The organism is Brevundimonas albigilva (assembly GCF_023503965.1).
Classification (GTDB): domain Bacteria; phylum Pseudomonadota; class Alphaproteobacteria; order Caulobacterales; family Caulobacteraceae; genus Brevundimonas; species Brevundimonas albigilva.
Map to the genome: position 1 here is coordinate 1913999 of NZ_CP097298.1, position 19118 is coordinate 1933116.

General features: G+C 70.3%; 17 protein-coding genes and 8 pseudogenes. 15 read left to right on the plus strand and 10 right to left on the minus strand.

The features are described 5' to 3' along the window. Positions 1-44: 44 nt before the first annotated feature. The 3 genes and pseudogenes from MU852_RS10225 to MU852_RS10235 form a co-directional block, all read right to left on the minus strand. Positions 45-937, minus strand: a pseudogene (locus MU852_RS10225) (tetratricopeptide repeat protein). 63 nt (positions 938-1000) lie between these two features. After that, positions 1001-1798 (minus strand): type I methionyl aminopeptidase, encoded by a 798-nt coding sequence (gene map, locus MU852_RS10230; RefSeq protein WP_249749503.1) that lies wholly within the window; start codon positions 1796-1798, stop codon positions 1001-1003. Beyond that, positions 1795-2034 carry a ParD-like family protein gene (locus MU852_RS10235; RefSeq protein ID WP_430641131.1) on the minus strand — a complete coding sequence of 80 codons (240 nt, stop codon included), beginning with the start codon at positions 2032-2034 and terminating at the stop codon, positions 1795-1797. The genes map and MU852_RS10235 overlap by 4 nt, the downstream gene beginning before the upstream one ends. Before the next feature lie 79 nt (positions 2035-2113). Here MU852_RS10235 and trmD point away from each other — a divergent pair. Both trmD and rplS read left to right on the plus strand, forming a co-directional pair. After that, positions 2114-2829 (plus strand): annotated as a pseudogene (gene trmD / locus MU852_RS10240) (tRNA (guanosine(37)-N1)-methyltransferase TrmD). 69 nt (positions 2830-2898) lie between these two features. Beyond that, positions 2899-3325 (plus strand): annotated as a pseudogene (gene rplS / locus MU852_RS10245) (50S ribosomal protein L19). 59 nt (positions 3326-3384) lie between these two features. Here the strand turns inward: rplS and MU852_RS10250 are convergent. From MU852_RS10250 to MU852_RS17425, 7 genes and pseudogenes are all read right to left on the minus strand, one after another. Then, complete coding sequence (locus MU852_RS10250; protein WP_249749504.1) at positions 3385-3870, minus strand: PA2169 family four-helix-bundle protein; 486 nt, start codon at positions 3868-3870, stop codon at positions 3385-3387. A 57-nt stretch (positions 3871-3927) separates the two neighbouring features. After that, positions 3928-4723: pseudogene (locus tag MU852_RS10255) on the minus strand (tryptophan 2,3-dioxygenase). 45 nt (positions 4724-4768) lie between these two features. Further along, positions 4769-5649: pseudogene (locus MU852_RS10260) on the minus strand (alpha/beta fold hydrolase). Positions 5650-5719: 70 nt separating this feature from the next. Further along, positions 5720-5938, minus strand: a complete 219-nt coding sequence (locus MU852_RS18235; RefSeq protein ID WP_430641132.1) for an HAD hydrolase-like protein — start codon at positions 5936-5938, stop codon at positions 5720-5722. After that, positions 5856-6338: an HAD-IIIA family hydrolase gene (locus MU852_RS18240; RefSeq protein ID WP_430641133.1), complete on the minus strand. Its 483-nt coding sequence runs from the start codon at positions 6336-6338 to the stop codon at positions 5856-5858. Before MU852_RS18240 ends, MU852_RS18235 begins: the two co-directional genes overlap by 83 nt. After that, positions 6227-7033: an AGE family epimerase/isomerase gene (locus MU852_RS10270; RefSeq protein ID WP_283843587.1), complete on the minus strand. Its 807-nt coding sequence runs from the start codon at positions 7031-7033 to the stop codon at positions 6227-6229. Before MU852_RS10270 ends, MU852_RS18240 begins: the two co-directional genes overlap by 112 nt. Then, a complete protein-coding gene (locus MU852_RS17425; RefSeq protein WP_283843588.1) occupies positions 7000-7314 on the minus strand; it encodes an AGE family epimerase/isomerase in 315 nt (104 codons plus the stop codon). Before MU852_RS17425 ends, MU852_RS10270 begins: the two co-directional genes overlap by 34 nt. 179 nt (positions 7315-7493) lie before the next feature. On the opposite strand from MU852_RS17425, the gene MU852_RS10275 reads away from it, so the two are divergent. The 13 genes and pseudogenes from MU852_RS10275 (at position 7494) to MU852_RS10330 (ending at position 19110) form a co-directional block, all read left to right on the plus strand. Continuing rightward, on the plus strand, positions 7494-8651 hold the full coding sequence (locus tag MU852_RS10275; RefSeq protein ID WP_249749505.1) for a DegT/DnrJ/EryC1/StrS family aminotransferase: 1158 nt from the start codon (positions 7494-7496) through the stop codon (positions 8649-8651). A gap of 100 nt (positions 8652-8751) precedes the next feature. Further along, positions 8752-8977 (plus strand): annotated as a pseudogene (locus MU852_RS17900) (Gfo/Idh/MocA family oxidoreductase); the annotation flags it as partial. A 165-nt stretch (positions 8978-9142) separates the two neighbouring features. After that, a complete protein-coding gene (locus MU852_RS17905; protein ID WP_347342388.1) occupies positions 9143-9601 on the plus strand; it encodes a Gfo/Idh/MocA family protein in 459 nt (152 codons plus the stop codon). A gap of 53 nt (positions 9602-9654) precedes the next feature. Next, on the plus strand, positions 9655-10152 hold the full coding sequence (locus tag MU852_RS10285) for a hypothetical protein (protein WP_249749507.1): 498 nt from the start codon (positions 9655-9657) through the stop codon (positions 10150-10152). A 39-nt stretch (positions 10153-10191) separates the two neighbouring features. Next, positions 10192-10755 carry a hypothetical protein gene (locus MU852_RS10290; RefSeq protein ID WP_249749508.1) on the plus strand — a complete coding sequence of 188 codons (564 nt, stop codon included), beginning with the start codon at positions 10192-10194 and terminating at the stop codon, positions 10753-10755. Between the two features lie 2 nt (positions 10756-10757). Next, entirely contained in the window at positions 10758-11444 is a 687-nt protein-coding gene (locus MU852_RS10295) for a DUF2459 domain-containing protein (RefSeq protein WP_249749509.1), read from the plus strand. Positions 11445-11510: 66 nt separating this feature from the next. Continuing rightward, on the plus strand, positions 11511-11960 hold the full coding sequence (rbfA, locus tag MU852_RS10300) for a 30S ribosome-binding factor RbfA (protein ID WP_249749510.1): 450 nt from the start codon (positions 11511-11513) through the stop codon (positions 11958-11960). A 180-nt stretch (positions 11961-12140) separates the two neighbouring features. Continuing rightward, positions 12141-13061 (plus strand): annotated as a pseudogene (truB, locus tag MU852_RS10305) (tRNA pseudouridine(55) synthase TruB); the annotation flags it as partial. A gap of 12 nt (positions 13062-13073) precedes the next feature. Next, positions 13074-13343, plus strand: coding sequence for a 30S ribosomal protein S15 (gene rpsO / locus MU852_RS10310; protein WP_249749512.1), 270 nt, complete (start codon positions 13074-13076; stop codon positions 13341-13343). 251 nt (positions 13344-13594) lie between these two features. Continuing rightward, positions 13595-15827: pseudogene (gene pnp, locus MU852_RS10315) on the plus strand (polyribonucleotide nucleotidyltransferase). Positions 15828-15900: 73 nt separating this feature from the next. After that, entirely contained in the window at positions 15901-16179 is a 279-nt protein-coding gene (locus tag MU852_RS10320) for a DUF167 domain-containing protein (protein ID WP_249749513.1), read from the plus strand. 367 nt (positions 16180-16546) lie between these two features. Then, positions 16547-17755: an amidohydrolase gene (locus MU852_RS10325; RefSeq protein WP_430641134.1), complete on the plus strand. Its 1209-nt coding sequence runs from the start codon at positions 16547-16549 to the stop codon at positions 17753-17755. Then, positions 17755-19110 (plus strand): amidohydrolase family protein, encoded by a 1356-nt coding sequence (locus MU852_RS10330; protein ID WP_249749514.1) that lies wholly within the window; start codon positions 17755-17757, stop codon positions 19108-19110. Before MU852_RS10325 ends, MU852_RS10330 begins: the two co-directional genes overlap by 1 nt. Positions 19111-19118: the final 8 nt, after the last annotated feature.

The window sequence follows — 19118 nt, forward strand, 5'->3', positions numbered from 1 at the left end:
TCACTCCCGTATGGCCCTATCGTGCGCGGCCGTGCGAAACCCGATCAGGAAAACAGTATGGACGACAACCGGCGCCGCCCGTCGCGAGAGACGTCGGAAGTCAGGCCGGCCGCCTCGAAGATGGTCAGAAGCTGCTTTCTGGCCGCCTGGTCGTTCCATTCGCGATCCGCCTTGACGATGTGCAGCAGATTGTCGACCGCGCCCTTGAAGTCGCCCGCGGCGCTCTGGGCCTCGGCCAAGTCGAAGCGGGCCTGGCAGTCGTTCGGATCGGCCGCCACCTTGGCTTCCAGCTCGGCCGAACCGCCCGCCGGGGCGTTGGCCGACAGCGCCAGCTGGGCGCGCACGCTCTGGACCGCCGGCTCCTTGGAGTCCTGCGGCGCCATGGCGATGGTCTGAAGCGCCTGCTCGCGGTCGCCGCCGGCCAGATAGACCCGCGCCATGCCGGCGATGGCCTTTTCGTTCTCGGGCTCGATCGACAGGACGTGGGCGAAGGCCTGAGCCGCGCCGCCCATGTCGTTCAGCGACAGCGATTCCTCGCCCAGCTCCAGCAGTTGCGCGGTCTCGGTCGAACCCCCTGGCCGCCGGTCAGCTTGTCGATGAAGGCCTTGATCTGGCTGTCGGGAATAGCGCCCTGGAAGCCGTCGACCGGCTGGCCGTTGACGAAGGCGTAGACCGTGGGGATCGACTGGACCCGCAACTGGCCCGCATAGGCCGGATTGGCGTCGACGTCGATCTTGACCATCTTCACCGCGCCCTTGGCGGCGCGCACGGCCTTTTCGAGCGCCGGGCCCAGGGTGCGGCACGGGCCGCACCAGGTGGCCCAGAAGTCCACGATCACCGGCTGGGTCCTGGACGCCTCGACCACGTCGGTCATGAAGGAGGCGTCGGTGCCCTCCTTGATCAGGTCGTCGGACAATGTGGGATCGGCGAAGGTCATGGTCGGGTCCGTCATCGGCTCGAAGGATCGTAACGGTCCAGATGGCGTCCGGATGCCTTCCCATCAAGCGGCGAATTGACCGGGGCCGTCCTGCCGCGCGCGCGACGCCTCTTCCGGGCGCAGGGTCAGGACGCGCGCCCCGCCCTTGGTCACCGCCACCGTGTGCTCGAACTGGGCCGACAGCCGGCCGTCCGCCGTCACGACGGTCCAGCCGTCGTCCAGGGTTCTGACCGCCCGGCCGCCCTGGTTCAGCATCGGCTCTATGGTGAAGACCATCCCTTCGCGCAGGGTCAGGCCCGTGCCCGGCCGGCCGAAATGCAGCACCTGGGGATCCTCGTGCATCTCGCGGCCGATGCCGTGGCCGCAGTAGTCGCGCACCACCGAATAGCCGGCCCGCCGGGCGTGGCTCTCTATCGCATGGCCGATATCGCCCAGGCGCGCGCCGGGGCGCACGGCGTCGATGCCCTTCCACATCGCCTGATAGGTGGTGCGCGCCAGTCGCCGCGCCGCCGCCGGAACGGCGCCGACCAGGTAGGTCTTGCTGGAATCGGCGATGAAGCCGTTCTTCTCCAGGGTGATGTCCAGGTTGACGATGTCGCCGTCGGCCAGCACATCGTCCGACGACGGCACGCCATGACAGACCACCTGGTTGCGCGAGCTGTTCAGCACGAAGCCGTAGCCGTACTGACCCTTGCTGGCCGGCCGCGCCTTGAGTTCGTCGACGATGAAGGCCTCGACGCGGTCGTTGATCTCCAGCGTGCTCATGCCTTGCAGCGCCAGCCCGTCCAGATGGGTGAAGACCGAGGCCAGCAGCCGGCCGGCCTCGGCCATCAGGGCGATTTCCTCGGGCGTCTTGGTCACGCGGCCAGGCCGGGCGTTTCGACCCCCGCGGCCTTCAGCTCGCGGGCCGTCAGCTCCTGAACGCTGAGCCCGGGGTTCAGTTCGGCCAGCATTCCCAGCCTGATCCAATAGGCCGCCTGGCCGTTGATCGACCGGCACGACGCCTTGCTGGCGCGCCGCAGCTGCTCGTGAAGTTCGTCCTCGATGTTGACGATGCCCATCCGGCGCCGCACCTCTATGATTTGCATATGATGCATATATCTTTCGCATATCGTGAGGCAAGCGTCGCCTCGCGGGAACTCGCCTTGCGGGCCTATTGGCGCTAAGGGCGCGGCGATGCCGTTCACCCCCCCCTTTCAGGCGACCGTCCTGACCATGTTCCCCGAGGCCTTTCCCGGCCCGCTCGGCGTGTCGCTGATCGGCACGGCCTGGCGCGAGAAGGGGCTGTGGAGCCTGGAAACGGTTGACATCCGCGCCTTTTCCACAGATACGCGCGGCTTCCTGGACGACACCCCCGCGGGGGCGGCCCGGGAGCAGTGTTGAAGGCGGACGTTGTGGCTCGGGCGGTGGACAGCCTGCCGGGGCCGGGGCGGCCGCTTTTGTACATGAGCGCCAGGGGCAGGCCCCTGACCCAGGCGCGCGTCAGGGAATGGGCCAAGGCCGACGGGATCGTCGTGCTGTGCGGCCGGTTCGAGGGGGTGGACCAGCGGGTGCTCGACGCGCGCGGGTTCGAGGAGGTCTCCGTCGGAGACGCGGTTCTCGCCGGCGGCGAGGCGGCGGCGATGGTGGCGATCGAGGCGTGCGTAAGACTGATCCCCGGCGTGCTCGGCTCAGGCGAAAGCCTGTCGTCCGAAAGCTTCGAGGACGGGCTTCTGGAGCATCCGCAGTACACGCGACCGCGGACGTTCGAGGGGCTGGATATTCCCGAGGTGCTGCTGTCGGGCGACCACAAGAAGGTCGACCAATGGCGCCAGGCGCAACGGGAGACGACCACGCGGGAGCGGCGTCCGGACCTCTGGGCGGCCCATCTCGCTCACCACCGCAAGGCTTGACCTTGCGGACCTGCGGGGTTCGCCCCGCCAACTGACAGCTAAAGGGCGGAAAAGCCCGAGGAGAATGACATGAACATCGTCCAGCAGCTCGCTGCCGAAGAAAAGACCCGCGTTCTCGGCGAACGCCAGATTCCCGAATTCCCAGCCGGGCGACACCCTGCGCGTCAACGTGCGCATCAAGGAAGGCGAGCGCGAACGCGTCCAGGCCTTCGAAGGTGTCTGCATCGCCCGCGACGGCACGGGCGTGAACGAGACCTTCACCGTCCGCAAGATCTCCTTCGGCGAGGGCGTGGAGCGCCGCTTCCCGATCCTGTCGCCGAACGTCGAATCCATCGAGGTGAAGCGTCGCGGCGTCGTTCGGCGCGCCAAGCTCTATTATCTGCGCGACCGTCGCGGCAAGTCGGCCCGGATCGCCGAACGCCAGACCGTCCGCCCGGCCAAGGGCGCCGTGGTGCCGGAATCCGGCACGGCCGACAAGGCCGGCGACGAAGCCTGATTTCGGCTTCGACCCTGAAATGAGAAAGGCCCGGCGGCGACGCCGGGCCTTTTGTCCTTCTAGGTCGGATAGAGCGGACTGGAGGCGTCGCGCTGGCTCTGCAGGCTTTGCTTCAACGCGTGCATCTGGTCGTGGCCGGCCTTCACCGCCTCGTAGTTCCGGCGCACCGTCTCGCGCGTGGTGGCCGAGATCTCGCCGTCGCGCAGGGCGCGTTCGAACTTCTGGGCGATATAGCCCTCGCCGTTCTCGATGGAGCCGACGACGGAATCGTCGTTGCGCAGCAGGGCGTGCTTGACGTCCAGGAAGGCGCGGTGGGCCTTGGCCAGGATCGAGCCCTCGGCCTCCGGATCGCCGCCCATGCCGCGCACGGCCGCGGACAGGTCGTCGACGACCCGGCGACGCTCTTCGGCCCGCCGTTCGAACAGGGTGCGGTAGTGCGGGTCCTGCGTCTCGGTCGCCGCCTCGCGATAGCCGTCGGCGCTGTCCAGCGTGGTCTCGATCAGGCCGTTCAGGACCTTGATGTCATGATCGTTGGGCGTGCTCATCTCGATCGCTCCTTTTGCGGTCGAGGATGAAACCCGGAGCGACGGGGCCCGGTTGCGTCAAAGTTTCGTGCGCAGCGACCACAGTTCGGGAAAGCAGCGCCGCGTCAGGGTCGAGGCCAGATAGGCCACCCCCTCGGTGCCGCCCGTGCCGCGCCGCCGGCCGATGATCCGCTCGACCGTGACCACGTGCTTGTGCCGCCAGGTCAGCAGGGCGTCGTCCAGGTCGACCAGCTTCTCGGCCAGCTGATACAGCGGCCACCAGCGTTCGGTGTCGCGATAGACCTCCAGCCAGGCCGCCTCGACGCCCTCGGAGGGTTCATAGGGCTGGGTCACGTCGCGGTTCAGCACCTCGGCCGGGACCGGCAGGCCGGCGATGGCCAGTTGGGCCAGGGCGTCGTCATAGAGGCTGGGTTCGGCCAGGGCCGCCTTCAGCGCCGCATGGGCCTGGGGCCGGTCCTCGTGGAACCTCAGGAAGGTCGGGTCCTTCAGCCCCAGCAGGGTTTCGAAACGCCGGAACTGGTCGCTCTGGAAGCCGGAGGACGAGCCCAGGACGCCCCGGAACTTCAGATAGTCGGCCGGGGTCATGGTCGACAGGATGTCCCAGCTCTGGGTCATCACCGACTGGATGCGGCTGACCCGCGCCAGGCTCTTGGGCGGGGACCAGGTCGCCGACGCGGATCAGCGACTGGGCCAGGGCGACCTCGTGCAGGATCTGCTTGAGCCACAGCTCCTTGGTCTGGTGGATGACGACGAACAGCATCTCGTCGTGCTGGTCGGACAGCGGATGCTGGGTCGAGAGCAGGTCGTCCAACGCCAGATAGCCGGCGTAGGTCATGTCGCTGGAACGGGTCATCGTGCGCCTATCGCCCGGCGGCGGAGCGGGCGCAAGGGCGGCGCCTCAGTCCAGGCCGGCCAGGAATTCGAAGATGGCGGCCTTGGCCTCCGGCTCGTCCAGCATGGGGGCGTGGCCGACGCCGGGGATTTCCGCAAAGGCCATGTCGGGGGCCGCCTTGCGCATCTTTTCCGCGATGGCGGGGCTGAGCAGGTCCGAGGTCGCGCCCCGGATCAGCAGCGTCGGGCGCTTCTTCGCCAGCCGCCGGAACCACGGCCACAGGTTGGGGACCAGGGCCTTGGCCCCCGCCGCGCGGATGGGCGCGGAGATGTCGGGATCGTAGTCCAGCACGATCTCGCCGTCCGGCTGCTGGCGGAAGACGCGACGGGCGAAGGCGTCCCAGTCCGCCGGGCCATAGTGCGGAAAGGCCGCGCCGTTGGTGCGCTGGACATAGGCGGCGGCGTCGCTCCAGTCGCCGATCTCGACCGGCTGGCCGGCATAGGCGGCGATCCGCGCCAGGCCCTCGGCCGCCACCTCCGGCCCGACGTCGTTCAGGATGGCGGCGGCGATGGCGCGCGGCCTGATCGCCGCCAGCGCCATGGTGATCAGCCCGCCCATCGACGTGCCCAGCAGGACCGCCCGCTCGATCCCGGCCTGGTCCATCAGGGCCAGCACGTCCCTGGCGTAAACGTCGGGCGTATAGGTCATCGGGTCCGGGGCGCGGTCCGACAGGCCGCGGCCGCGCACGTCCACCGCCAGCACGCGCCGGCCGCTCTGGGCCAAGAGGGGCGCGACGGCCCCGAAGTCGGCGCTGTTGCGGTCAAACCGTGGATGGCGATCACCGGCGGCTTCGCGGCGCCCGAGCCGGGCGCATAGTCCCGCGCGAACAGGCTGAGGCCGTCCGGCGAGGTCCAGCGACGTTCGGCGAAGGTCCCGGAGGCGGTCATGGCGTCATCTCCCTCGTTTTCCGCCAGCGTAATTCATCGCGGAGGGAAATGCGATGCGGCGCCGGCCGCGTCAGAGGCGCAGGCGCCCCTGCACAAAGGCGTCCAGGTCGCCGCCCTCGAACAGCAGGCCCTCAACACCCGCGCGCCGCGCCGCCTCCATGTCGCTGCCCCGGTCGCCGATCAGGATGGACCGCGCCGGGTCGATGTCATGCTCGACCACGGCGCGCAGGATCATGCCGGGATTGGGCTTGCGGTCGGGATGGTCGGGATGGCGGTAGCGCTCGACCACGGCGTCGGCGTGGAACGGACAGGCGTAGACGGCGTCGATCCGCGCGCCCTCGCTCGCCAGCCGCGCCGTCAGCAGGGCGTTGAAGGAAGGCGTGCATCCGGTCCTCGTCGAACAGGCCGCGCGCGACGCCGGACTGGTTGGTGACGATGACCGTGCGATAGCCGGCCGCGTTCAGCCGCCGCACCGCCACCGCCGCGCCTGGGATCAGCTTCAGGTCCTCGTCCCGGTGCGGATAGCCGCTGTCCTCGATCAGCACGCCGTCGCGATCCAGAAAAGCGCCGGGATGGCTCAACGCCCGGTCTCCAGCAGGGCGGTGAAGGCGGTCATCAGGTGATACAGGGTCGAGGCGGGCACGGCCGTGTCGGCCGGGCGTCCGTCGGCGTCGTAGCTGTCCATCCACAGGCCCGGCGTCTCGGTCGCCAGATGGACGTCGAAGATCCGTTCGGTCAGGGCGGCCGCCGCGTCCGGGTCGAACAGCAGGCAGGTGCGAAGGCCCTCGGTCTGGGCCCACAGCCGCCAGCCGGCGTCGACCGGCCGGCCCTGGTCGTCCATCTCGCGGATCAGGAAGCCGTCGCGCCGGCCCTGATCCCAGGCGCGGCGGTGCAGGGCGGGGGCGGCCTCGGCCGTGTCCAGCCCCAGGGGCTCGGCCTGGGTCAGCAGCCAGGCCCATTCCTCCAGATGGCCGGGCTCGACGATGTGGCCGGTCCGCGGGTCCGGGGCCCAGGTCTCGGTGAAGAATTCGCGCAGGGCGCCGTCGACCTGGAAATGGGCGCGGCTCAGGCGCAGGCTCTCGCGCGCGGCGGCTTCGAACGCCGGATCGGGCGCCGTCGCCTGCCACGCCAGCATCGCCTCCAGCAGGTGCATGTGCGGGTTCTGGCGGCGCGGCAGCCGGGCGGGCAGGGCCTCGTTCCAGCCGCCGTGAGGCGCGGCCATCGACGCGTCGATCGCCGCCAGGGTCTCCAGCGCCAGCGGCCGGGCGCGCGGATCGCCCAGCACCCGGTGCGCCGCCGCCAGGGCGAACAGGACGAAGGCCATGTCGTAGAGGTCGGGCGTCGGATCCGTCACGGCGCCCGCGTCGTCGGTGCCGAGACCCACAGGCCGTCGTCGCGGCGGCAGGTCGCAATCAGCCCGTCCAGACCCGCGCGGGCGACCGCCCGGCCCGCCTCGAAGCCCAGGGCGGCGGCTTCGCAGAAGACATAGACCTGGCGCGCCTGGACCCGGGTGCGGCGCCGGGCGCCGGGCGCCGGCCGGCCGTCGAAGTCCAGCAGCTCCCAGAACCGGCCCTGGTCGTCCGCCCCCCGCGCGGCCCACAGCGGCAGGGCCTGGTCGAACAGCCAGTCGGCGACGCGGGTCCGGGCGGCGGATAGATCGGTCATGCCCTCGGCTTAGGCGGTCCGGCGGCGCCCGCCAAGGGGCGGCGTCGCCCAGCCGCTCGTTGCAAAGGGCAACGCGAAGTGACGCCCCGCGGTTTGGTCCCTCCGCGCGGGTTTGCTAGGGACGACGATCCCTGCGGCCCGATGCGCGCCGCCGCCCGACTCTGCGTGGAGAGCGAACCATGATCCCCTTCATCGACCTTCAGGCCCAGCGCCTTCGCCTCGGCGGCAAGATCGAGGCCGCCGTCCAGGAGGCCGTGGTCGGCGGCGCCTGGGTCATGGGCCCGCAGGTCCGCCAGTTCGAGGCCGACCTGGCCGTCTTCGGCCGGGCCAGGCACGCCCTGGGCTGCGCCAACGGCACCGACGCCCTGGCCCTGCCGCTGATGGCGTGGGGGATCGGGCGCGGCGACGCGGTCTTCGTCCCCAGCTTCACCTTCGCCGCCACCGCCGAGGTCGTGCCCTGGTTCGACGCCGAGCCGGTCTTCGTCGACGTGGACGAGAACACCTACAACATGGACCCGGCCGCGCTGGAGCGGGCCATCGCGGGGATCAAGGCCGAGGGGCGCCTGACCCCGCGCGTGGTCATCGCCGTGGACCTGTTCGGCCAGCCGGCCGACTATCCGGCCATCAAGGCCATCTGCGACAGGCACGGGCTGAAGCTGATCTCGGATTCGGCCCAAGGCTTCGGCTGCACGGTCGGCGGCGACCATCCGCTGAAATGGGCCGACGTCACCACCACCAGCTTCTTCCCGGCCAAGCCGCTGGGCTGCTACGGCGACGGCGGGGCGGTGCTGACCGACGACGACGAACTGGCGCAACTGATGGATTCCGTGCGGGTGCACGGCAAGGCGGTGGCGGTGGACCTGAAGGACCGCACCTTCGACCACGACCCCAAATACCTGAACATGCGGATCGGCCTGAACAGCCGTCTGGACACCATCCAGGCCGCCGTCCTGATCGAGAAGCTGAAGGTCTTCGGCCAGGAGATCGAATGGCGCAACCGCATCGCCGGCCGCTACAACGAGGCCCTGCGGCCCCACGTCGCCAAGGTCCCGGACGTGCCGGCCGGAAACATTTCCAACTGGGCGCAGTACACGATCGAGCATGCCGACCGCGACGGCCTGGCCGCGCATCTGAAGGCCGAGGGCGTGCCCACCGCCGTCTATTATCCGATCCCGCTGCATCTGCAGCCGGCCTATGAACACTATCCGCGCGGCGAAGGCGGCCTGCCCGTCACCGAACGGCTGAAGGACGTGGTCGTCAGCCTGCCCATGCACGCGGACCTGGACGAGACGACCCAGGACAAGGTCATCGCCGCCGTCGCTTCCTACAAGGGTTGATCCCATGCCGAGCTCCCTCCCCTTGAAGACTGGCCCCCTCAAGCTCGGCGTCGCCGGCGTCGGCGTCATGGGCCGCAACCATGCGCGGGTCGCCGCCGACATGCGCGAGTTCGACCTGACGACCCTGTTCGATCCCGACGCCGTGACGGCCGAGGGCGTGGCCGCCGCCTATGGGGCCGCGCCGGTCACGACGGCCCAGGCCTTCGTCGACGCCGGACTGGACGCGGCCGTGGTCCACACCCAACCGCTTCCACGCCGACATCGGCGTCGCCCTGCTGGAAAAGGGCGTCCACGTCCTGGTCGAAAAGCCCATCGCCGCGACCGTGGCAGACGCCCAGCGCATGATCGACGCGGCCAGGGCCAATGGCCGCGTCCTGATGGTCGGCCAGGTCGAACGGTTCAATCCGGCGGTCGAGACGGTCAAGCGCGCCGTTCAGGACGACGACATCATCTCCATCCAGATCACCCGCGTCGGCCCCTTCCCGCCGCGCATGGGCGAGGTCGGGGTGGTCATCGACCTGGCCGTGCACGACATCGACATCATCCGCCACCTGACGGCCTCCGAGATCGTCGAGGTCCAGCCGCAGCTGGCCCGCACCCGCGCCGAGCGCGAGGACACCGCCCTGCTGCAGTTCCGGCTGGACAACGGCGTGATCGCCCACATCACCACCAACTGGGTCACGCCCTACAAGACCCGCACCCTGCAGGTGGCGACCAAGTCCAAGTTCGTGGTCGCCGACCTGATCACCCGCCAGGTCACCGAATATTTCGGCCAGCAGCCCGACGGCTCCTATTCGACGCGGATGCTGAACAGCTGGCCGGCCGAGCCGCTGAGGAAGGAGCTGGAAGCCTTCGCCAGCGCGATCAACACCGGCGAGCCCCCGGCCGTCACCGGAGAGGACGGCCTGCGGAACCTGCAGGTCGCCCTGCGCTGCCTGGGCGAGGCCTGACCCAGGCGCTGCGACGCCGCGATCCTGACGCAAAGGTCCGGAAAAGACACACCATGCGCATCCCGACCGTCGTCTTGTCCGCCACGCTGGTTGTCGCCGCAGCCGCGCCCGCACGGGCGGATACGCGGTTTCTGGCCTACGACGCGGCGGACCGCGTCACCCAGGCGATGACGCGCGGCCTGACGCTGGAGGTCGAGCGCGGTCTGTTCGGGGCGGTGCGGCTGAACGGCCTGTATTCCACCACGAGCCGCGGCTCGGCGCGGCTGGAGCGCGGCGGGCCGGACGGGGTGCGGCGCGCCCTGGAGCCGGGCGCGTCCGAAAGCGACGTCTATGCGATCGCTCAGGAGGGCGACGGGCGGGGCCTGTCGCGCGCCCTGTGTCCCGGCGCCGATGCGGCCTGGCTGGTCGCGGGGCGGGTGCGCGCGGCGCGGCCGCTGACGATGCACGCCGTGGGCCGCTGGGCCGACGGGACCTTCCGTCACTGCGTGACGCTGAGCTACGCCTGGCGGGGCGAATGGGCCACGGCGCCGGCCCCGTCGCCGGTCGAATAGGCGCTCTCGCTTCTCTCGCCGCCGCGTTATGCTGGGGCGATGAGCACGGCTGTCCTCTCGTCCCGCGCGGCCCGACCCGGCCCGACCGCTCTGGCGGCGGCGGTCGTCTGCGCCCTGCTGTTCGCGGCCCTGGGAGCGCTTGTGGTGGAGCCGGCGCTGCATCGCCTGATGACCCTGACGTCCGCGCCGCGCCCCACGCCCGCGGCGTCGCGACGGCCGGCCCCGCCGCCCGTCAACGACCTGATCCTGTCCGGCGACTATGTCGGCGCGGACGGACTGGCGCTTCGCGTCGAGGGCGCGACCTTGGCGTTCGGGCAGGCGCGGATCGTCACCGCGCCGCACCGGCTGGCGGCCGCCTCCGAGCCGGTCGCCCAGGGGGTGTCCTACGCCACCGCCCTGAACACGCCGTCCAACGTCCAGATCGAGGTGCGGCGGGTGGCGTCGGGGGCGGCGCCGCTGTGCGCCGAGGGCGCGCCCGGCTGGCTGGCCCTGGCGGTGCGGGCCGACGGCGTCGACATCCTGCCGCTGCGGGCGGGCGACCCGCCGGGCGCGAACCGCTCGCCGACCGCCCTGTGCCCCGTGCGCGCGCTGGGCCGCCGCTGACCATGGGGGGCAAGGCCGGCCTGCTCGGCGCCCTGGCCGGCGCGGCGGCGGCCCTGCTGACCTGGCGGACGCCCGTGGCGGCCGATCTCGCGCCCCGCGGCGCGGAGGCGGGGATCGCGGTCCGCCTCCTGGACAACGGCTTTCACACCGACGTGGCCCTGCCGCGCCGGGCGCTGGAGGCGCGGGGCGGGCCCCTGGCCCAGGCCGTGCGGTCCCTGGGGCCGGGCGACTGGGTCCGCGTGGGCTGGGGCGACGCGAAATTCTATGTCGACCAGAGCCCGATCCGGGGCCGGCTGCCGGACGGCGCGCGCGCCTTCCTCAGGCCGGGCAATCCGTCGGTGGTGATGCTGGATCCCGAGACCGGCGATCCCGGACGCAGCGCGGAACCCGCGCGGGTCGCCGCCCTGACGGTCTCGCCGGCCGCCTTCTCGCGCATGGCCGGACGGATCGAGGCGTCGCTGGCTCTTTCGGACGGGGCGCCGCGCCTGGCGGCGGCGCGGCCGGGCGACGACGCGCGCTTCTTCGCCAGCCGCGAGACCTTCTCGCTGGTCCATCTGTGCAACCACTGGACGGCCCAGGTGCTGGCCGCCGGGGGCGTGGGCGTCCGGCCTGTGCGGTCGGCTCTTTCGGCCGAGGTGATGGACGCCGCGCGCGCCGCCGCGCTGGACACCGGCGGCCGCGGGGACTAGACCGCCCGCCTTTCGCTTTTCCAGCCGGGTCCGAGCCCCGGCGGGCGATGAACAGGAGTGAGGCCGATGGCCCGCAAGCAGCACACCCGCAACGCCTCGGGTCCGATGGGCCCCAGCCAGCGCCAGCTTCGCGCCGGCGAACTGATCCGCCACGCCCTGGTGGACATCCTGCGCGAGGAGGAAATCCACGACGAGGCGCTGGCCGGCGTGTCGATCACCGTGACCGAGGTGCGGATGAGCCCGGACCTGCGCCACGCCACCTGTTTCGTCGAGCCCCTGGGCGCCGGCGTGGACGCGGCCGAGACGACCGGCCACGAGAGCGAGATCATCAAGGCCCTGAACGCTCACGCCAAATTCCTGCGCGGGCGCCTGGGACCCAAGCTGGACATGAAGTTCACGCCGGACCTGAAGTTCCGCCACGACGAGAGCTTCGACACGGCCAGCCACATGGACCGCCTGTTCGCCGACCCCCGCGTCCGCGCCGACCTGGAGCGCGACGGGGACGACGATCAATGATCCTCCACCGCGCAGCGGGGGAGGGGGACCACGAAGTGGTGGAGGGGGCGACCGCCGCTCCGCAGTCGGTCCAACTCGCACGAATCAATCGTCGAACGCCCGTGCGGCGTCCGCCCCCTCCACCACGCTGCGCGCGGTCCCCCTCCCCGTGAAGCACGGGGAGGATCTAGATGGCTCGGAAAGAAGGGCGACGTCGTCGACGGCTGGGTCTGCCTGGACAAGCCGTTCGAGATGGGATCGACCGAGGCGGTCAGCCGCATCCGCCGCCTGTTCAACGCCCAAAAGGCGGGGCACGCGGGCACCCTCGACCCCCTGGCCAGCGGCGTCCTGCCCATCGCGCTGGGCGAGGCGACCAAGACCGTGCCCTTCATGATGGAGGCGCGGAAGGTCTATCGCTTCACGATCAACTGGGGCGTCTCGACCGACAGCGTGGATCGCGAGGGCGAGATCGTCGCCCGCTCCGACGTGCGCCCGACGCCGGAGCAGGTGAGGGCGGCGCTGCCGGCCTTCGTCGGCGAGATCGACCAGGTTCCGCCGCGCTTCTCGGCCATCAAGGTGGACGGCCAGCGGGCCTACGACCTGGCCCGCGACGGGGAAGCCTTCGAACTGGCGGCCCGCCGGGTGACCATCCATTCGGCCGAGGTCAGCGCCGCGCCCGACGCCGACCATGTCGAACTGACCATCCTGACCGGCAAGGGCGTCTATGTCCGGTCCCTGGCGCGCGACCTGGCCCAGGCCCTGGGCGCGGAAGGCCATGTGTCGGACCTTCGTCGCGAGCGGGTGGGGCCTTTCAGCACGGAAAATGCGGTCACTCTGGATTCTCTGGAGGAAATGGTGCATAGGGGCGCCGCCTCGGAAGGCTTGCTTCCCGTCGCGACCGCCCTGGACGACATCCCGGAGCAGGCCGTGACGCCAGAAGACGCCTTCTCGCTTCGGCAGGGACGGCCGATCGTTCTGCTCCCCCGTCAGGTCGAAACCCTCAAGAGCCGCCTTTCGGGCGGGTCGCGAACGGTTTCCGCCTTTCAGGGCCAGACGCTGGTCGCCCTCTGTCAGTTGCGGGCCGGTCGCCTAGAACCCGACCGCGTTTTCAACCTCCAATGATGGAGCCTTACGATGTCGATTACTGCTGAACGCAAGCAGGAACTGATCGCCGACAACGCCCGCGGCACGGGCGACACCGGTTCGGCCGAAGTGCAGGTCGCGATCCTGTCGGAACGCATCGCCAACCTGACCGAGCACTTCAAGACCCACAAGAAGGACAACCACTCGCGCCGCGGCCTGCTCAAGATGGTCTCGCAGCGTCGTCGCCTTCTGGATCACCTGAACAAGGTCGACAGCGACCGCTATCAGGCGATCATCGCCAAGCTGGGCCTGCGCCGCTAAGACGGGGCGCGGGACGAGCGAAAGAACGCTTTCGAGGCGCGGGCGGTCACGTCCGCGCCTCGTTCCGTAACTAAAGCCTGCCCGCGCGCCGCGGGACTGACACGGCGCAGACGCGAGGGCCATGCCGGTCCTCATCGGGTCTTCCGCGATGGCGCGGCGGCCCATGGATCGAAGGACTGAACGCCCGACGCATCCGCCCCAATGATGGGACCCCGCGCGGAATACGCCGCCCGGGAGACGAAAGACGAGACATGTTCGACATCAAACGCAAGACGATCGAGTGGGCCGGACGCCCGCTGACCCTGGAGACGGGCCGCATCGCCCGCCAGGCCGACGGCGCCGTGCTGGCGACCTACGGCGAGACCGTGGTCCTGGCCACCGTCGTCTATGGCCGCGCGCCCAAGCCGGGCCTGGATTTCTTCCCCCTGACGGTCAACTACCAGGAAAAGACCTTCGCCGCCGGCAAGATCCCGGGCGGCTACTTCAAGCGTGAAGGCCGTCCGACCGAGAAGGAGACCCTGGTCTCCCGCCTGATCGACCGCCCGATCCGCCCGCTGTTCGTCAAGGGCTTCAAGAACGAGACCCAGGTCGTCGTCACCGTGCTGCAGCACGACCTGGAGAACGATCCGGACGTCGTCGGCATGGTCGCCGCCTCGGCCGCCCTGACCATCTCGGGCGTGCCCTTCATGGGCCCGATCGGCGCCGCGCGCGTCGGCGTGATCGACGGCGAGCTGGTGCTGAACCCGACCATCGACCAGATGCCGACCTCGGACCTGGACCTGGTGGTCGCCGGCACACAGGACGCCCTGATGATGGTCGAATCCGAAGCCAAGGAGCTGTCGGAAGACCTGATGCTGAAGGCGCTGATGTTCGCCCACGCCGGCATGCAGCCGGTGATCGACGCCATCGTCGACCTGGCCGAACACGCCGCCAAGGAGCCGTTCGACTTCCAGGCCGAGGATCACTCGGACGTGGTCGCCTCGATCAAGTCGCTGGTCGGCGAAGAGATCAAGACGGCCTACACCCACCCCGGCAAGTACGATCGTCGCTCGGGCGTCGACGCGGCCAAGAAGACCGCCGCCGCCGCCCTGGTGAAGACCGACGAGAACCCCGACGGCGTCGACGCCTCCAAGTTCTCGGCCGCCTTCAAGGAATGCGAGGCCGAGGTCCTGCGTCGCGACATCATCGAGAACAGCCACCGCGTCGACGGCCGCGCCCTGGACAAGGTCCGCGCCATCGTCTCGGAAGTCGGCGTCCTGCCGCGCACCCACGGTTCGGCCCTGTTCACCCGCGGCGAGACCCAGGCCCTGGTGGTCGCCACCCTGGGCACAGGCGAGGACGAGCAGTACATCGACAGCCTGACCGGCACCTACAAGGAATCCTTCCTGCTGCACTACAACTTCCCCCTATTCGGTGGGTGAAGCGGGCCGCATGGGTTCGCCCGGCCGTCGCGAGATCGGCCACGGCAAGCTGGCCTGGCGCGCGATCCGCCCGATGCTGCCGTCCAAGGAAGACTTCCCCTACACCATCCGCCTGGTGTCGGAGATCACCGAGTCGAACGGCTCGTCCTCGATGGCCACGGTGTGCGGATCGTCGCTGGCCCTGATGGACGCCGGCGTGCCGCTGGCCCGTCCGGTCTCGGGCATCGCCATGGGCCTGATCCTGGAGCCGTCGGGCGAGTTCGCCATCCTGTCGGACATCCTGGGCGACGAGGATCACCTGGGCGACATGGACTTCAAGGTCGCGGGCACCCGCGAAGGCATCACCTCGCTGCAGATGGACATCAAGGTCCCCGGCATCACCGAGGAGATCATGAAGCAGGCCATCGCCCAGGCCTCGGCCGGCCGCCTGCACATCCTGGACGAGATGGACAAGGCCATGGAGGCGCCGCGCGCCGAACTGGGCGAGTTCGCGCCCAAGATCGAATCCATCAAGATCGCGGTCGACAAGATCCGCGAAGTGATCGGTTCGGGCGGCAAGGTCATCCGCGAGATCGTGGAGAAGACCGGCGCCAAGATCGACATCGGCGACGACGGCACCATCAAGATCGCCGCCAACGAGCAGGAGAAGATCGAGGCCGCCAAGGCCTGGATCCAGTCCATCGCCTCGGAACCGGAAGTCGGGACCATCTACACCGGCAAGGTGGTGAAGGTCGTGGACTTCGGCGCCTTCGTGAACTTCTTCGGCGCCAAGGACGGCCTGGTCCACGTGTCCCAGATCGCCCTGGAACGCGTCGCCAATCCGGCCGACGTCCTGTCCGAAGGCCAGGAAGTGAAGGTCAAGTTCCTGGGCTTCGACGATCGCGGCAAGACCAAGCTGTCGATGAAGGTCGTCGATCAGGAAACCGGCGAGGACATCACCGACAAGATCAACGCCGAGCGCGCCGAGCGCGGCGAGGCCCCGCTGTCGGAAGACACCGGCGGTCGTCCGAAGCGTGAAGGCGGCGACCGGGGCGGCGATCGCGGCCGTCGCCGTCGCGACTGATCCGATCGGTTGATCTAGACTTGAGGGGCCCCGGCGGCGACGCCGGGGCCCTTCTCGTTTCCGGAGCGCCCGCATGGCCCGCCTGCCCGTCCGTCTCCAGCCCGGCGCCGCGCGCGAGGGGATCGACGGCTGGGATGTCGACGCCGACGGCCGGCCGGTGCTGAAGGTGCGGGTGCGCGCCCGCCCGGTGGAGGGCGAGGCCAACGCCGCCCTGGTCGCCCTGATCGCCCGGGTCCTGGGCGTGCCGCGTCGCGCCGTCGACCTGTCGCGGGGCGGCCAGTCGCGCCTGAAGATGCTGGAGATCGACGGGCTGGACGAGGCCCAGGTCCGCGCCCGGCTGGGCGGCGGCTGACGGCGCGCCGAAACCTTTGACGGCCTCGGCCCCAGCGGCTTCTATGACCGCGTTCAGCGCGCCGCCTGTTCCGGCGCGTCAACGGGAAAAGGGGTATCGATGATCGGACATCGTCTGCGGGGCGCCAGCCTCGCGGTTCTCGCCTGCGCCGTGCTTGCGGCGTGTGCGACGACGGAGGGCGCGGACGGCGCCGATGCGGCGAACGCCAAGCCGCAGCGTGACCGGGCCCTGGCCCCGGGACTGGATTTCGCGGCCAATCCCGATCCCTTCCCCTCGACCTACCAGGGCCTGCCGCGCGAATTTCGCCATCGTCGGCGCCACGGTCCTGACCGGCACGGATCGCAGGATCGACAACGGCGTCGTCGTCGTGACCGACGGCAAGATCGCCGCCGTGGGCGACGCCTCCACCCCCGTTCCGGGCGGCTACAGGGTGATCGACGCGCGCGGCCGCTACGTCACCCCCGGCGTCATCGACGTGCACAGCCACCTGGGCGTCTATCCGTCCCCCGGCGTCATGGGCATGAGCGACGGCAACGAGGCGACCAGCCCGAACACCGCCCAGGTCTGGGCCGAACATTCGATCTGGCCCCAGGATCCCGGCTTCAACACCGCCCGCGCGGGCGGCGTGACGACGCTGCACATCCTGCCCGGCTCGGCCAACCTGTTCGGCGGGCGCGGCGTGACGGTCAGGAACGTGCCCTCCATCACCATGCAGGGCATGAAGATGCCGGGCGCTCCCTATTCGGTGAAGATGGCCTGCGGCGAGAATCCCTCGCGCGTCTATGGGTCGCGCAACCAGAGCCCGGCGACGGGCATGGGCAACGTCGCCGGCTACCGCGCCGCCTTCATCGCCGCGCGCGAATACAAGGCTAAGTGGGACAAGTGGCGCGAGGACGGCGAGGGCTCGCCCCCCACCCGCAACCTTCAAAACGAGACCCTGGCCGGCGTTCTGGACGGCTCCATCCTGGTCCAGAACCACTGCTACCGCGCCGACGAGATGGCCGTGATGATGGATATCGCCAAGGAGTTCGGCTACCGCATCACCACCTTCCACCACGCCACCGAGGCCTACAAGCTGGCGCCGCAACTGGCCCAGGCGGGCGTCTGCGCGGCCATGTGGACCGGCTGGTGGGGCTTCAAGATGGAGGCGCTGGACGCCATCGAGGAAAACGCCGCCCTGGTCGACGCGCAACAGGGCTCGTGCGCCGTCATCCACTCCGACGATCCGATCCTGACCCAGCGCCTGAACCAGGAGGCCGCCGCCGCCCTGTCGGCCGGTCGCCGCGCGGGGCTGAACATCTCGGAGGAACACGCCATCGGCTGGATCACCTCCAACGCCGCCAGGGCCATCGGCATCGCCGACCAGACCGGCTCGCTGGAGACCGGCAAGCGCGCCGACGTGGTGATCTGGAGCGCCGATCCGTTCTCCATTTACGCCCGCGCCGACCAGGTGTTCGTCGACGGCGCGCTCAGCTTCGACCGCATGGACCCCGCCTACCAGCCGACCAGCGATTTCGAGCTGGGCCAGCCGGGCTACGCCCTGACCGCCGCCAACGTCGCCGAAGGAGCCCGCTGATGCGCCTCTCGCACCTGATCGCCGGCGCCGTGGCGGCGCTGGCTGTTTCCGCTCCCGCCTTGGCGCAGGAGACGGTGGCCATCGTCGGCGGCCGCGTCCTGACCGGAACCTCGGTGATCGAGAACGGCACCGTCGTCATCCGCGACGGCAGGATCGCCTCGGTCGGAACCGGCGGCGCGCCCGCCGGCGCCCGCGTCATCGACGCGGCGGGCAAGGTCGTGGCCCCCGGCTTCGTCGCCGTGGATTCCGGCCTGGGCGGCTCGGAAGTCAGCTCGGTGCGCGGCACGAACGAGCTGCGCAACGCCTCCAACAGCCTGTCGGCGGCCTTCGACGTGTCCTACGGGCTCGATCCCTGGTCCTTCACCTTGCCGGTTGCCCGGCTAGGCGGCGTGACCCGCGCGGTGGTCGTGCCGCAGCACCCCGGCTCGTCGGGCGGCCACTACCATGAGGACGAGACCGCCGGCGTCGGCGACGGCGGCCTGCACGAGCCTGGCCTGTTCGCGGGCCAGGCGGCGATCATCCACCTCGGCCCCAACCTTCAGGCGGGGGGCCAGGACATCCTGGTCAAGCCGCGCGTGGCCATGGTCGCCCCCTTCGGCGAGGCCGGGGCCGGCGTCGCGGGCGGCGCGCGCGGGGCCGAGTTCGTCCTGTTCAAGGAGACGTTGGCCGAGGTGCGCCTCTACGCCCGCAACAGGTCGGCCTATGAGCGGGCGGGCTTGCGTGACCTGATGCTGTCGCGCGCCGACCTGGAGGCGCTGATCCCGGTCGCCGAAGGCTCCATGCCGCTGATCGTCACCGTCAGCCGCGCCTCGGACATCCTGCAGGTGCTGCGCCTGGCGCGCGAGGAGGGCGTCAAGGTCATCCTGGACGGCGCCGAGGAAGGCTGGCTGGTCGCCGACCAGATCGCGGCGGCCGGCGTGCCGGTGCTGCTGAACCCGACCGACAACCTGCCCAACGACTTCGAGATGCGGGCGGCGCGGATGGAGAATGCGGCGGCGCTGAACGCGGCGGGCGTGGTCATCGCCATCAAGGGCAACGAGGGTTCGACCCACCGCGCCCGCGAGGCCCGCTACAACGCCGGCAACGCCGTCTCGCACGGCCTGCCCTATGACGCGGCCATCGCCGCCCTGACGGTCAATCCGGCCCGCATTTTCGGCATGGCGGGCCAGTTCGGCCAGATCGCCCCGGGGGCCGCCGGCGACGTGGTGGTCTGGTCCGGCGATCCGCTGGAGCCGCTCAGCCAGCCGTCGGCGGTCTTCGTCGGCGGGGTGGAGCAGCCGCTGGAAAGCCGTCCGCTTCTGCTGCGCGACCGCTACCGCCAGCAGACGCCGATGCCGCCGGCCTATCGGAACTGACGCCGGCC

Bases quoted from the DNA above. Each gene is read 5' to 3' on its own strand.
- MU852_RS10290 (WP_249749508.1), top strand. From the start codon at position 10,192: ATGAGCACGGCTGTCCTCTCGTCCCGCGCGGCCCGACCCGGCCCGACC.
- rbfA (WP_249749510.1), top strand. From the start codon at position 11,511: ATGGCCCGCAAGCAGCACACCCGCAACGCCTCGGGTCCGATGGGCCCC.
- MU852_RS17905 (WP_347342388.1), top strand. From the start codon at position 9,143: ATGGGCGAGGTCGGGGTGGTCATCGACCTGGCCGTGCACGACATCGAC.
- rpsO (WP_249749512.1), top strand. From the start codon at position 13,074: ATGTCGATTACTGCTGAACGCAAGCAGGAACTGATCGCCGACAACGCC.
- MU852_RS10250 (WP_249749504.1), bottom strand. From the start codon at position 3,870: ATGAGCACGCCCAACGATCATGACATCAAGGTCCTGAACGGCCTGATC.
- MU852_RS10330 (WP_249749514.1), top strand. From the start codon at position 17,755: ATGCGCCTCTCGCACCTGATCGCCGGCGCCGTGGCGGCGCTGGCTGTT.
- MU852_RS10320 (WP_249749513.1), top strand. From the start codon at position 15,901: ATGGCCCGCCTGCCCGTCCGTCTCCAGCCCGGCGCCGCGCGCGAGGGG.
- MU852_RS10285 (WP_249749507.1), top strand. From the start codon at position 9,655: ATGCGCATCCCGACCGTCGTCTTGTCCGCCACGCTGGTTGTCGCCGCA.
- MU852_RS10275 (WP_249749505.1), top strand. From the start codon at position 7,494: ATGATCCCCTTCATCGACCTTCAGGCCCAGCGCCTTCGCCTCGGCGGC.
- MU852_RS10295 (WP_249749509.1), top strand. From the start codon at position 10,758: ATGGGGGGCAAGGCCGGCCTGCTCGGCGCCCTGGCCGGCGCGGCGGCG.
- MU852_RS10235 (WP_430641131.1), bottom strand. From the start codon at position 2,034: ATGCATCATATGCAAATCATAGAGGTGCGGCGCCGGATGGGCATCGTC.
- MU852_RS17425 (WP_283843588.1), bottom strand. From the start codon at position 7,314: ATGACCGATCTATCCGCCGCCCGGACCCGCGTCGCCGACTGGCTGTTC.